The organism is Microbacterium sp. LS_15 (genome assembly GCF_041954735.1).
In the GTDB taxonomy this organism is placed as follows: domain Bacteria; phylum Actinomycetota; class Actinomycetes; order Actinomycetales; family Microbacteriaceae; genus Microbacterium.
The window spans coordinates 43,434-56,348 of record NZ_JAVAYD010000006.1 but is presented as its reverse complement, the minus strand read 5'-3'; the positions used below and the strand labels follow the sequence as shown (position 1 = coordinate 56,348).

Sequence of the window (12,915 nt, the reverse complement as noted above, 5' to 3'; positions counted from 1 at the left end):
CGCGGCGGGTGGCGCGTTTCCTCTCGCTCCGCTCGCTCGCCGCGCCGGGGAGGGCGCCGCTCGCTCAACGGACCGCGGCGCGGCGGGCGAGAGCAGAGAGTGCACGGTCGAGCACGACGAACACAAAGCCCACGGCGATGAGGGCGACCGACAACGCGATGATCCACTGCGTGACGCCGGGGATGCCCAGCGCGTCGACGTCCATGAACGGGTACGGGTAGCGCTGGCCCGGTACGAACTCTCCACCGAGAGCGCCGTAGACGAACGCCCACGCGAGGTAGGCGTAGGGGATCAGCACCCAGAGCACGGGGTCGATCCAGCGGAACGCGCCCTTCGGCACGAACAGCAGCCAGTCGAGGATCAGCAGCACCGGCGTGACGATGTGGATGAGGTTGTCGGTGAGGGAGAAGACGTCGGCATCTCCCGCGGCGAACCGGGTCGGCACGAGCACCACCAGGTAGATGAGCATCGTGACCGTGATCGCCATCATGACCGCACCGCTCCCGCGGGCGCTGGGCGTCGATGTACCTCGCGCGCCCTCGCGGCGCAGGTCGGCGATCGTGCGGACGACGAGCAGCAGCATCCATCCCAGGCAGATGAGGTTGCTGACCATCGTGTAGTAGAGCACGGTCGTGAGGTCGAGGGCGCCGTCGACGATGCCCGCGTTGCGGGCGATCCCGGTCCCGATCACCACGAGCGCGATGAGGCGGTACGCGAGCGCCAATGGCCGCACGGTGACCGCGGCGCGGGCGACGAGCGACGGCACCGGCTCGACGGTCGGGAGGTCGGATGCCGCGGGGGGACTCGTCACGGCTTTCGACATGCTTCGAGGCTACGCGCCTTCGCGGGTCGTCTGCTCCGCCGCCGCGTCGATCCCGCGGCCATCGTCATCTTCTGCGGCCACGGGCACGCGCGGTGGCCGCAGAAGACGCTCATGGCCGCAGGCAGAACGTGCGGCGCGGAGGCTCACCAGTCGTGCACGGTCCCGTCGAGCAGGCGGTTCACCGGCAGGTAGGCCTTGGCGTACTCGTGGCCGGCTGCGGCCTCCTCGTCGAGATCGACGCCCAGACCGGGCGTCTCGCCGGGGTGCAGGAAGCCTTTGTCGAACGTGAACGACGTCTGGAAGACCTCGAGCGTCTGCTCGTTGTGCGGCATGTACTCCTGGATGCCGAAGTTGTGGATCGCGAGATCGAGGTGCAGGGCCGCCGCCATGCCGACGGGCGAGATGTCGGTCGGGCCGTGGATGCCGGACTTGATGCCGTAGATCGCGGCGAAGTCGAGCAGCTTCTTCATGGCCGTGATGCCGCCGGTGTGCGTGACCGCCGAGCGGACGTAGTCGATGAGCCGCTCGGTGATGAGGGTCTGGTAGTCGAAGACCGAGTTGAAGACCTCGCCGATCGCGAGCGGCGTCGTGGAGTGCTGGCGCACGAGACGCAGTGCCGTCTGGTCCTCACCGGGCGTGCAGTCCTCGAGCCAGAACAGGTCGTACGGCTCGATGTCCTTCGCGAAGCGCGCGGCCTCGATCGGCGACATGCGGTGGTGGCCGTCGTGCAGGATGCGCAGGTCGGAGCCGAAGTCCTCGCGGATGCGCGAGAAGATGCCCGGCATGTGGTTGAGATAGTTGCGCGTGTCCCAGGTCTCCTCGCTGGGGCGGTCGCCCGAGCGCTTGGCGGGCTCGTAGTCGTAGCGCACGCCGGGGCCGGCGTTGGAGACGCCGTAGATCTGGCCGAGACCGGGAACGCCCGTCTGCACGCGGACCGCGGTGTAGCCGAGCTCCTCGTACCCCGCGATGGCGTTCTTGAGCGCCTCGTAGTCGGTGCCGGAGGCGTGCGCGTAGACGCGGACGCCCTCGCGGCTCGCACCGCCGAGCAGCTGGTACAACGGCATCCCGGCCTTCTTGGCCTTGATGTCCCACAGCGCCATGTCGACGGCGGCGATCGCGGCCATCGTCACGGGGCCCCGGCGCCAGTACGGTCCGCGGTAGAGATACTGCCAGGTGTCCTCGATGCGGTCCTCGTCGCGGCCGATGAGCGTCGACGCGACGTGGTCGGAGAGGTAGGAGGCCACGGCGAGCTCTCGGCCGTTGAGGGTCGCGTCGCCCCAGCCGACGACGCCGTCGGAGGTCGTGATCTTGAGCGTGACGAAGTTGCGCCCTGGGCTGGTGATGATGACGTCGACGAGCTCGATGGCCATGGTCTTCTCCTGCGTGTCGAAAAGGGTGGTGGGGCGCGGCCGCTCGGGTCGGCCGCGCCCCGGTCGTGGGGATCGGGTCCGGTCAGACCGCGTCGCGCGGGTCGGTCAGGTCGCGACCGGCCACCTCGGGCATGATGATCGACGCCACGAGCGCGCAGAGCGTGAAGAACGCGAGCATGATGATGATCGGGATGAACGAGCCGGTGACGGCCGACACCCAGGCCGCGGCGATGACGGGGCCGGCGCCGGTCGCGACGATCGCGGCGATCTCGCGGGCCATGGCCGTGTACGTGTACCGGTTGCGGGCGCCGAAGATCTCGGGGAGCGTGAGGTTCTCGAGCGAGGCGAAGCTCATGACGGCGAGGTTGTGGAGCACGACGTAGCCGACGAACACCTGCAGCGTGTCCTTGCTGCTGATCATGAGCATGGTCGGCACGATCACGATCAGGGCGATGACGGCCCACACCATGTACATGCGCTTGCGGCCGAAGCGGTCGCCGAGCCAGCCCGAGAGGGGCACCGTGATGAACGCCACGAGCGACGACACGATGACCGCGTTGACGCCGATGCTCTTGTCGAGCAGCAGCACGACGGTGATGTAGCTGATGAGGTACGTCTGGATCATGCCCGAGTTACCCGCCTGGCCGAAGCGCAGCAGCAGCGCAATGACGAACGCCTTGATGGGCTTGCGCTGCATCGCCTCGAGCGTGCGGATGTCGTTGGTCTCGGTGGCGAGCTGGATCGTCTCCTCGCGCGACAGGGCCTTGCCGTCGATGACGTCGTCGCGCTCCTCGAAGACCGGGGTCTCCTTGAGGTTGAAGCGCACCCAGATCGCGAACAGCATGATGACGGCGCTGGCGAGGAACGGGATGCGCCACGCCCACTCGATGACCTCGTTCTCGCTGTACACGACGAGGAGGATGGCCCAGATGCCGGAGGCGAGCAGGGTTCCGCAGTTCGTGCCCAGCGCGACGAGCGAGGCGATGATGCCGCGGCGCTTGGCCGGCGCGTACTCCGCGAGCATGACGCCCGCGCCGGAGATCTCCGCGCCGGCGCCGAAGCCCTGGGCGATGCGCAGCACCACGAGCAGGATCGGAGCGAGCACGCCCACCTGCGAGTAGGTCGGCAGTACGCCGATCAGTGTCGTCGCGAGGCCCATCAGGAGGATCGTGTAGAACAGGACCTTCGTGCGGCCGGTCTTGTCGCCCATGCGGGCGAAGAAGAACGCGCCGACCGGGCGGGCGACGTAGCCGACGCCGTAGGTGGCCATCGCGGCGACGACGGCCACGGCGGGGTTTTCGGAGGAGAAGAAGAGGTCGGCGAAGACGAGCGCGGCTGCCAGCGAGTAGAGCTGGTAGTCCATGAACTCGAGTGCCGTGCCGAGCCAGCCGGAGATGGCGGCGCGCACGAGGTCCTTGACGGACCTCTTCTCGGCGGGGTCGACGGCTGTCGCCGTCGTCTGCTGTTCTGACATGGGAGGTACTCCTTCGGACCAGGAACGGGTGGTGTGCGCGGGTAGCGCGAGGGGTGACTACAGGGCCAGTAGGACCTTGGCCGAGGCCGACGAGTCGCGGGCGAGCTCGAAGGCCTGGACGGCGTCGGATGCCGGGAGGACGTGGGAGATGACGGAGTCGAGGGCGTCGGACTCGGCCAGCAGTGCGACCGCGTCGTCGATCTCGGAGGAGAAGCGGAAGGCGCCGCGGATCGTCAGCTCCTTGGCGAGCATCGGGGCGAGGTTCACACCGATCTCGGTGTTCGCGAGCATGCCGACCTGCACGACGGTGCCGGCGCGGCGAGCCGCGCGCACGGCCTGCGTCAGAGCGACGCCGACTCCCGAGCACTCGAACACGACGTCATAGGACTCGTCGTCGATCGTGTCGCGGCCGACGAGGGCGACCTCGGTGGCGCCGAGGGCCTGCGCTCGCGCGAGGGGCTCCTCGCGCACGTCGCTCGCGCCGACGGTCGAGGCGCCGGCGTGCACGGCGGCGGCGACCACGAGCAGGCCGATGGGTCCGGAACCGATCACGAGCACGCGCTTGCCCCGGATGCCGTCGGCGAGGCTCACCGCGTGGATCGCGACGGCCAGCGGCTCCGCGAGGGCGGCGCGCTCCAACGGCAGGCCCTGGGGGAGGACGCGGACCATGTGGTCCTCGACGATCAGCAGCTCGGATGCCCCGCCCTGCCGGTGCGGGTCTGCTGCCGCGCTGCCCAGGTAGTCGCCTCCCGCGCGGAGGTGCGGGCGGTCCTCGAGCCCCGGGACGGAGGCGCCGTACCGGGCCGGGTGCACGGTCACGGGGGTGCCGGGGGCGAGACGGCCGGACGGGTCGAGGTCGACGACGCCGGAGAGCTCGTGCCCGGGCGTCAGGGGCTCGCGAATCGTGTACTCGCCGTTCGCGCCATGGAAGTAGTAGTGCAGGTCGGATCCGCAGATGCCGACGTAGTTCACGCGGAGGCGCACCTCGCCGTCGCCGGGGGTCGGGACCTCCCGGTCCTCCCAGCGGATGTCTTCCTTGCCGTGGATGGCGAGAGCCTTCATGGCTGCATCTCCTTCGTGGGGGTGCGCGAGGCGTCGCCGGCGTCCGCGATGGCGGCGTCGACGCCCTGGCGCCGGATGGTGTCGGTGAGGTCGCCCACGCGCTCGATGAAAGCATCCTGCTCTCCGAGCTCGGCTCCGAACAGATGCAGCTCGGCGATCACGCGGCGGGCGAGCTCGCGGCCGTCCCGCGCGGTGGCGGCGAGGGAGGCGAGGCGCTCGCGCGCGGCATCCGTCATCGCGGCGGCGTGCAGACCCGGGTCGAATCCGGGCAGCGGGGCGATGCACGACAGGTAGCCGGCGACGGTGAGTGCGATGAGGTGCGGCATCTCGCCGCGCGACAGCGACAGGAGCGCCGGCTCGGGGATGCGTTGGCGCAGCTTGACCGATCCGTCGGTTCCGACCTGGCTCGTGCGGTGGCCGAGTGCGGTGTTCGCCCAGCGCTCGAAGAGCTCGGTCTCGTAGGCGCGGATGTCGACGCCCGACGGCACCTCGATCGACGGCTCGTACTCGTCGCGGAGCACGGCGCGCGCCGCGTGCTCGATGCCGTCGAGGCCGATCGCGGCGGGGATCGTGGCGACGCCGCTCAGCGCTCCGAGGTAGGCGATGAGCGAATGCGTGCCGTTGAGCAGGCGCACCTTCATCTGCTCGTAGCGGGCGACCTCGTCGGTGAAGACGGCGCCGCCTGCCTGCCATGCCGGTCGGCCGCCGGCGAAGGAGTCCTCGATCGCCCACATCGAGAACGGCTCGGCCGGCACCGGGATGTCGTCGCGCGCGCCGAGCAGTGTGCTCACGCGCGTGCGCAGCTCGCCGGTGGTCGCCGGGACGATGCGGTCGACCATGCTCGACGGGAAGGTGACGGCCCGGTCGAGGAAGGCCAGCGCCTCCGCGCCCTCGGGGTCGGGGAGCTCCTGGAGGAACTCGCGCACGAGTTTCTCGGTGTGCTTGCCGTTGGCCGCGAGGTTGTCGCAGCTCAGGATGGAGATCGGCGCGCCACCGGTGGCCGCCCTGGCCTGCAGGCCCCGCGCCAGCTGTCCGATGGTCGACCGCGGAGCGCCTCCGCGGAGATCGGCCCGGACGGTCTCGTCGTCGAGGTCGAGGCGCTGGGTGGCGGCCGAGTAGCTGTACCCGTTCTCGGTCACCGTGAGGGTGACGATGCGGATGCCGGGGTCGGCGATCTGCGCGACGACGCGCTCGGGCTGCTCGCCGCCGACGAACGCGTCGGTGTGCGCGCCGGGGATCGAGAGCGATGTCGTGTCGGGCGAGATCGTGGCGACGGAGTACAGCATGTCCTGTGCGTGCAGCGCGTCGACGATGCCGCGGGAGCGCGAGGCGACGCCCACGATCCCCCAGTCGCCGCCCTCAGCCTGCAGGGCCGCGGCGGTGTAGACCGCTTGGTGCGCGCGGTGGAAGCTTCCGAGTCCGAGGTGCAGGATCCCGGCGCGGGCGGGGGCTGCCGGCGCGGTGGTCGAGATGCGAGCAGTGCGGCTCAGGGCCGATGCGAGGTCGTTCACGCGCTGGCTCCTTCGCTGTGGGCCGCGCACCACTGCGGGTGATCGGCGGTGATCGTCATGTAAACGAGTGTGTATGAGTTGTACAAACTTGTCAAGCAGGTTTACATGCGCGGGTGGGATCGTAGGATTGCACGAAAGACGGAGGGTGCTCGTGGCAGCGACATTGACGGACGTGGCACGCCATGCGGGCGTGTCCATCGCGACGGCGTCGCGCGCGTTCGGAGAGCCGGACAGACTCGCCCCCGGAACCCTCGGCCGCGTGCTCGAAGCGGCCACCGAGCTCGGCTACGCCACTCCGCAGTCGGCGGTCACCGCCACGCGCACGTTCGGCGTGATCCTGCCCGACGTCGCGAACCCCGTCTACGGCACCCTGCTCAAGGCGATCCAGGGTCAGGCCTGGCACGGCAGGCACCGCATCGTCGTGTTCGACGCCGACGAGGACCTGCGCCGGGAACGCGAGCAGATCGAGCAGGCCCGCAAGCTCGACGGGATGCTGCTCTGCTCGCCGCGTCTGCCCGACGAGGACGTGCTCGCGCTGGTCGGCGACACCCCCTACGTCGTGGTCAACCGGCAGATCGACGGCGCGCCCTGCATCGTGATGGATGCCGAGCACGGCCCCGCGCAGGCGATCGAGCACCTCGCCGCCCTCGGGCACACCCATATCGCCTACGCGTCGGGCCCCCGCGGATCCTGGGCCGACGTGCGCCGCGCCGACACCGTCGCCCGTGCGTGCGAGCGCCACGGCATCCGCCTCACCCTCCTCAGCCACCAGGCAGCGTCCATCCAGGGTGGTCGCGCGGCGGCGGCCCCCGCGGCCGCGAGCGGAGCCACGGCCGTCGTCGCCTACAACGACCTCGTCGCATTGGGCCTGGAGGCGGGGATGCTGGAGCTCGGCCGCCGCTGCCCGACCGACGTCAGCATCGTCGGCATCGACGACATCGATCTGGCCGGTGCCGTGACGCCCGCCCTCACCACGGTCCGGATGCCGATCGATCGCAGCGGCACCGTCGCCGTCGATCTGCTGCTGCAGATCCTCGCCGGGGGTCCGGTCGGCGACCTCGCCCCGCTCGCGTCGCAGCTCATCGTCCGGGCGTCGACGGCCGCCCCGCCGACCCACTGACGTATTCCATCTCGGGCTCGCACTGCCGCCGGAAGAGGATGTGCGCCCGAGATGCAAGAGCCTGGCGCAGATCCGTTCCCTGCAGGATGCTCGGGATCATGAAGAGATCCGCGTCGCCCTCACTCGGTCCGGTCGTCGTCATCGGCGGGGGCAACGCGGGCGTCTCGATCGCTGCACGCCTGCGTCGGCGGGGCGTCGCCGATGTGACGATCATCGAGCCGCGTCGGGAGCACGTCTACGCACCGCTGCAATCCCATATCGCGGGCGGTGTCGCCGACAGACGCGAGGTCGTCCGCCCGCAGGCGGATGTCACGCCCCGCGGGGTCGTCTGGGTTCCGGAACGCGTCGTGTCGGTGCGCCCGGGCGAGAAGTCCGTAGAACTGTCGTCCGGCCGGCGCATCGCCTACGGTCAGCTGATCATCGCTGCGGGCATCGAGCAGCGGTGGGACGCGATCCCCGGGCTGCAGGAGGCGTCGACCGGCGCAGCCGTGGTGTCGAACTACACCCTCGATCTGGCGGATGCGGCCTCGCGCGCGCTCCGGGAGCTCGACTCGGGCACGGTCGTCTTCACCCAGGCGGCGGAACCGGCGTCCTGCGCCGGAGTCGCGCAGAAGCCCCTGTACCTCGCCTGCGACCGATGGCGGCGGCGCGGGGTGCTCGACCGAATCCGTGTGGTCTTCGTCACTCCCGAGTCGGCGCCCTTCTCCATCGGAGAGGTCGCATCGGAGCTGCATCGCAGTCTCGACGCTTACGGCGTCGAGACGATCTACGACGCGGAGGTCGTCGACGTGCGGTCGCACGCGTCAGAGCTGGATGTCGTCGTCGGCGGGCAGAAGACCACGATCGGGTACGACGTGCTGCACGCGGCGCCCCCGCAGGCGGCTGCCGCATGGATCGCGGAGAGCGGCCTGCAGGGGAACGACGGATTCGTCGACGTCGATCGCGAGACGCTCCGGCATCGACGGTGGGAGGACATCTGGGCGCTGGGCGACGTGGCCTCGGTGACGCCCGTCCGCTCCGGCGGTGCCATCCGCAAGCAGGCGAAGGTGATCGCCGATGCGCTCACGCGACCCCACAGGAGGCGGAGCTACGACGGGTACAGCGAGACGCCCTTCACGGTCACCGCTCGCACCGCGGTGTTCGCGGAATTCGATCGACTCGGGCGGTTGCAGCCCTCGATACCGAGGTGGCGGACGCTCTATCGCGAACGCCGCTTCACCTATCTCATGGACAGATGGGTCCTGCCGTGGGTGTACTGGAATCTGATCCTCAGGGGGAGAGCATGACCGAGCAGCGCACACCGTCGAATGTCGGCACACCGCAGGAGTCCGATGCGCAGGCGGTGATCACCGCGCACCTCGAAGCCAGGGAGGGAGAGGGATCCGGGGAGCTGCTCTACGTCGGCGAGTGACCGACTCAGGTCAGATGTCGCCGAGGGCCCGATCGACCGCGACCTCGACGTGCAGGGCGGTGGTGGGGAACACGGGCACGGGAGAGTCGTCGGCGGACACCAGCAGCTCGATCTCGGTGCACCCGAGGATGATGCCCTCGGCGCCCTCCGCCACGAGACGGCCGACGACCTCGCGGTACCGCTGTCGCGATTCCTCGCGGATCTCGCCCTGCACGAGCTCGTCGTAGATGATCGCGTGCACCGCGCGACGGTCGTCGGCGTCGGGGACGAGGGTGCGGATGCCGTGCGCCGCGAGCCGCTCGCGATAGAACGGCTGCTCCATCGTGAAGGCCGTTCCGAGCAAGCCGACCGTCGACAGGCCCGCACGGGTCACCGCCTCGGCCGCGACGTCGGCGATGTGCAGGAACGGGATGCCGACGGCGTCCTCGATCCGCTCCGCGACGAGGTGCATGGTGTTGGTGCAGAGCACGAGCAGCTCCGCGCCGGCGCTCTCGAGGGCGCGAGCCCGGTCGGCGAGGAGATCGCCCGCGGCGTCCCAGTCGCCTCTCGCCTGCATCGCCTCGATCTCGGCGAAGTCGACCGAGTCGAGCACGATCCTCGCGGAGTGATGGCCGCCCAGGCGCTCGCGCACCCGCTCGTTCGCGAGCCGATACCACTCCAGCGAGGACTCCCAGCTCATGCCGCCGAGAACGCCGATCGTCTGCATTCGCTTCCCCTCAGACGCCGACCGCGGCGCTCTGCAGCGCATGCACGACCGGGGCGAGTTCTGGCTGCGTCACCGCGTCGCCCAGGGTGCGTTCGAGGGCGTCGTCATGGATCGGATGCGCCTTCTCGTAGAGCGCCTGTCCGGCGGACGTGAGCTCGGTGTAGATGCCGCGACGGTCGTCGGCGCAGAGGATGCGCGTGAGCAGGCCGCGGTCTTCGAGCCGTGTGACGAGACGTGTCGTGGCGCTGGGGCTCAGGGCCGTCGCGCGGGCGAGCTGCTGCATCCGCATGTGCCAGCCGTCCTGGCGGCTGAGCGCGTCGAGCACGGTGTACTCCACGACCGAGAGCCCGACGGCCTCGCCGAGCGCCCGTTCGAGCTCGGCGTCGATCAGCCCGTGGAGCGCGGCGAGCGTGCGCCAGCCGCGCGCGCGGATCTCGACGGCGTCGTCCGAGATGCCCATGATGACCTCCTGAGTCGTTGCCGACGCAGGTAGTTGCTTGCGCCGACTAGTTGCGTATGCAATGATTGCTCGTCGGACGCAATATCCCGCGTCTGCAACTACTTTAGCAGAGGACCACGGAGCAGACCCATGCCACTCGGACTCATCGCACTCGCCATCGGCGCATTCGGAATCGGACTCACCGAGTTCGTCATCATGGGCTTGCTGCCGGAGGTGGCCGTCGACTTCGGGGTCACCGAGGCCACGGCGGGCTGGCTCATCTCGGGCTATGCGCTGAGCGTCGTGGTCGGGGCGCTCGGGCTCACCGCCGCGACCACGCGTCTGCCGCGCAAGGCCGTACTGCTCGGCCTCGTCGTACTCTTCATCGCGGGCAACGCCCTGACCGCGATCGCGCCCGACTACTCCACGGCCATGATCGGCCGCATCGTCGCCGCTCTCTGCCACGGTGCGTTCTTTGGCATCGGCTCCGTCGTCGCGTCGAGCCTCGTCGCCCCGGCGAAGAAGGCCGGCGCGATCGCGATCATGTTCACGGGTCTCACCGCGGCCAACGTACTCGGGGTACCGTTCGGCACGTTCATCGGCCAGCAGTTCGGATGGCGCGCGACGTTCTGGGCGATCTCCGCGATCGGCGTGGTCGCGTTCCTCGGCATCGCTCTGCTCGTCTCGGCGCCGCGCTCCTCGGACGCACCCGTGAGCCTGCGGAACGAGCTCAGCGCGTTCGCCTCCGGCCAGGTCTGGCTCTCGCTCGTCGTGACCGCCCTCGCCTTCGGAGGCATGTTCGGCGCCTTCACCTACATCGCGTACACGCTCACCGGCGTCACGGGATTCGCGGCGTCGGCCGTGCCGTGGCTGCTGGTTCTTTTCGGGGCCGGGCTCGTGGTCGGGAACTGGGTGGGCGGCCGCCTCGCGGACCGGGCGATCGACCGCACGCTGCTCTGGTTCATCGCGGCGCTCGCCGTGATCCTCGTGCTCTTCGGGATGCTGGCGTGGTCGCAGCCTGCGACGATCGGTCTGCTCGTGGTGATGGGGGTGTTCGGTTTCGGCACGGTGCCCGGACTGCAGAGCCGCGTCATGCAGTACGCGGGCGGCGCTCCGACGCTCGCCTCGGGTGCGAACATCGGCGCGTTCAACATCGGCAACGCGCTCGGAGCCTGGGCGGGCGGACTCGGCATCTCCGCCGGTCTCGGCTACACCTCGCCCATCTGGATCGGCGCCGCGATCACGGCATCCGCTCTCGTGGTGATGGTCGTCGCGAGCGTTCTCGCCCGGCGGCGCCCCGCCTCGGCGGCGACGGGCGCGCTGCGAACCGTCGTCGCCTGACCCGCGTCACTGCGCGCGCATGAACTCCTCGGCCGCGCGTACCTGCTCGCTCGTCGGACGGATGCCGGTGTAGAGCACGAACTGCTCGAGCGCCTGAAGCGTCGCGACCTCGGCGCCCGTGATGACGGTCTTCCCCGCCGCACGAGCCGCCCGGATCAGCGGCGTCTCGGCGGGGAGGGCCACGACGTCGAACACCACGGAAGCTGCGGCGATCTGCTCCGCGTCGAAGGCCAGGGACTGCGCTTCGGCGCCGCCGGCCATGCCGATCGGGGTGATGTTCACGATGACCTCGGCGGTGACGCCGGCGGCGTCCGGGGTCCAGGCGAAGCCGTAGAGGTCGGCGAGGCCGCGACCCCGCTCCTCGTTGCGGGCCGCGATGGTCACCTCGGTGAAGCCGGCATCGCGGAACGCGGCGGCGGTGGCCTTCGCCATCCCTCCGGATCCGCGCAGCAGCACCGACGATGCACGGTCGAGGCCGCCGCGCTCGATGAGCTGCGCGATCGCGCTGTAGTCGGTGTTGTGGGCCGTCAGCACGCCGTCGTCGTTGACGATCGTGTTCACCGAGTCGATGGCCGACGCGGAGGCGTCCATGCGATCCACGAGCGCGATCACGTCCTCCTTGTAGGGCATCGACACCGCGCAGCCCCGGATGCCGAGACCTCGCACCCCCGCGATCGCCTGGCCGAGGTCGGTCGGGGCGAACGCCTTGTAGATCCAGTTGAGCCCGAGCTCCTCGTAGAGGAAGTTGTGGAAGCGGGTGCCGTTGTTGCTCGGCCGCGCCGACAGCGAGATGCAGAGGGTCATGTCCTTGTTCAGCATGGTCACCGGATCAGGCTACCCAAGGGCCGGTCGGGGCTCTCGCGGGAACGCTCCCGCGACACGGCGGCAGCCCCATGGCGCGATCGTGTTTCCTCGTTTATGGTGAAGGTGCATGCACAGGGGATTGATCGCTCCGTCTACCCCAGATGACGGGCTGCCTTCCCCAGAGGCAGAGGCGATCCGTGCATGCGATTGGGCCCCCTCGAGTCGCTCAGTCCCCAATGGGCCGCTCGAGGGGGCCGCTCTCGTTGTGGCTTTCCACGATTTTCGTCTTTTGTCCCCCATTTGGGGGACAAAACCCCCTCGGAGGGGTTAGGGTTGTATCTGACGCACCCTCCGGTCGTCTTCGGCCCTCATCGCTCCCCCCGCGGTGAGGGCCACACCATTTTTCGGGCCGATGGCGCTCGACGGCCGCCACGGTGTTGTGACGGCGAGAGGTCGCTCATGCAACATTTGGGTTACGGGCTGACACCGGGACTTCCGCTCTGGCGGTGCTCCACTAGCGTGGACCACGTCGGTGCATCCTGCGTCGGCTTCTTTTCCCAGCAGAACAGGCAGTAAATGAGCACCCAGGGCACGGTCAAGTGGTTCAACTCGGAGAAGGGCTTCGGCTTCATCTCCCCCGACGACGGCGGCGCTGACGTTTTCGCGCACTACTCCGCCATCCAGTCTTCCGGCTACCGCTCGCTGGAGGAAAACCAGCGAGTCGAGTTCGACGTCGCGCAGGGCCCCAAGGGCCTGCAGGCCGAGAACATCCGTCCTCTCTGAGGCGGGCGACCTACAGAACTCCCTGACCGGGTGCCGCAACGAGCGCGGCATCCGGCGGGGAGTTCTGTGCT

The 12,915-nt window shown here is 69.6% G+C and carries 13 protein-coding genes; 5 read left to right on the top strand and 8 right to left on the bottom strand.

Annotation, left to right across the window (positions count from 1 at the left end; genetic code table 11):
- Positions 1 to 64: 64 nt before the first annotated feature.
- From RAC69_RS09555 to RAC69_RS09535, 5 genes are all read right to left on the bottom strand, one after another.
- Positions 65 to 823, bottom strand: coding sequence for a Pr6Pr family membrane protein (locus RAC69_RS09555; RefSeq protein ID WP_375086619.1), 759 nt, complete (start codon positions 821 to 823; stop codon positions 65 to 67).
- Positions 824 to 966: 143 nt separating this feature from the next.
- Positions 967 to 2,193, bottom strand: coding sequence for a D-mannonate dehydratase ManD (gene manD, locus RAC69_RS09550; protein WP_375086618.1), 1,227 nt, complete (start codon positions 2,191 to 2,193; stop codon positions 967 to 969).
- 82 nt (positions 2,194 to 2,275) lie between these two features.
- Positions 2,276 to 3,667 carry an MFS transporter gene (locus RAC69_RS09545; protein WP_375086617.1) on the bottom strand — a complete coding sequence of 464 codons (1,392 nt, stop codon included), beginning with the start codon at positions 3,665 to 3,667 and terminating at the stop codon, positions 2,276 to 2,278.
- Between the two features lie 57 nt (positions 3,668 to 3,724).
- Positions 3,725 to 4,729, bottom strand: a complete 1,005-nt coding sequence (locus tag RAC69_RS09540; RefSeq protein WP_375086616.1) for an L-idonate 5-dehydrogenase — start codon at positions 4,727 to 4,729, stop codon at positions 3,725 to 3,727.
- The gene (locus tag RAC69_RS09535) at positions 4,726 to 6,240 is read right to left on the bottom strand and encodes a mannitol dehydrogenase family protein (RefSeq protein ID WP_375086615.1); all 1,515 of its coding nucleotides are present in this window, start codon (positions 6,238 to 6,240) and stop codon (positions 4,726 to 4,728) included. The genes RAC69_RS09540 and RAC69_RS09535 overlap by 4 nt, the downstream gene beginning before the upstream one ends.
- Before the next feature lie 172 nt (positions 6,241 to 6,412).
- On the opposite strand from RAC69_RS09535, the gene RAC69_RS09530 reads away from it, so the two are divergent.
- The 3 genes from RAC69_RS09530 (at position 6,413) to RAC69_RS09520 (ending at position 8,771) form a co-directional block, all read left to right on the top strand.
- Positions 6,413 to 7,360 carry a LacI family DNA-binding transcriptional regulator gene (locus RAC69_RS09530; RefSeq protein WP_375086614.1) on the top strand — a complete coding sequence of 316 codons (948 nt, stop codon included), beginning with the start codon at positions 6,413 to 6,415 and terminating at the stop codon, positions 7,358 to 7,360.
- Between the two features lie 98 nt (positions 7,361 to 7,458).
- Entirely contained in the window at positions 7,459 to 8,646 is a 1,188-nt protein-coding gene (locus tag RAC69_RS09525) for an FAD-dependent oxidoreductase (protein WP_375086613.1), read from the top strand.
- On the top strand, positions 8,643 to 8,771 hold the full coding sequence (locus tag RAC69_RS09520; protein WP_375086612.1) for a hypothetical protein: 129 nt from the start codon (positions 8,643 to 8,645) through the stop codon (positions 8,769 to 8,771). Before RAC69_RS09525 ends, RAC69_RS09520 begins: the two co-directional genes overlap by 4 nt.
- A 10-nt stretch (positions 8,772 to 8,781) precedes the next feature.
- Here the strand turns inward: RAC69_RS09520 and RAC69_RS09515 are convergent, their stop codons facing one another.
- Positions 8,782 to 9,477: an aspartate/glutamate racemase family protein gene (locus RAC69_RS09515; protein WP_375086611.1), complete on the bottom strand. Its 696-nt coding sequence runs from the start codon at positions 9,475 to 9,477 to the stop codon at positions 8,782 to 8,784.
- A 10-nt stretch (positions 9,478 to 9,487) separates the two neighbouring features.
- Positions 9,488 to 9,937, bottom strand: a complete 450-nt coding sequence (locus tag RAC69_RS09510; RefSeq protein WP_375086610.1) for a MarR family winged helix-turn-helix transcriptional regulator — start codon at positions 9,935 to 9,937, stop codon at positions 9,488 to 9,490.
- A 129-nt stretch (positions 9,938 to 10,066) separates the two neighbouring features.
- On the opposite strand from RAC69_RS09510, the gene RAC69_RS09505 reads away from it, so the two are divergent.
- Entirely contained in the window at positions 10,067 to 11,257 is a 1,191-nt protein-coding gene (locus RAC69_RS09505; protein WP_375086609.1) for an MFS transporter, read from the top strand.
- A 6-nt stretch (positions 11,258 to 11,263) separates the two neighbouring features.
- On the opposite strand, the gene RAC69_RS09500 is transcribed toward RAC69_RS09505, so the two are convergent.
- Entirely contained in the window at positions 11,264 to 12,082 is an 819-nt protein-coding gene (locus tag RAC69_RS09500) for a shikimate 5-dehydrogenase (protein ID WP_375086608.1), read from the bottom strand.
- Positions 12,083 to 12,637: 555 nt separating this feature from the next.
- Between RAC69_RS09500 and RAC69_RS09495 the strand changes: the two genes are divergently transcribed.
- Complete coding sequence (locus RAC69_RS09495) at positions 12,638 to 12,844, top strand: cold-shock protein (RefSeq protein WP_067356903.1); 207 nt, start codon at positions 12,638 to 12,640, stop codon at positions 12,842 to 12,844.
- Positions 12,845 to 12,915: the final 71 nt, after the last annotated feature.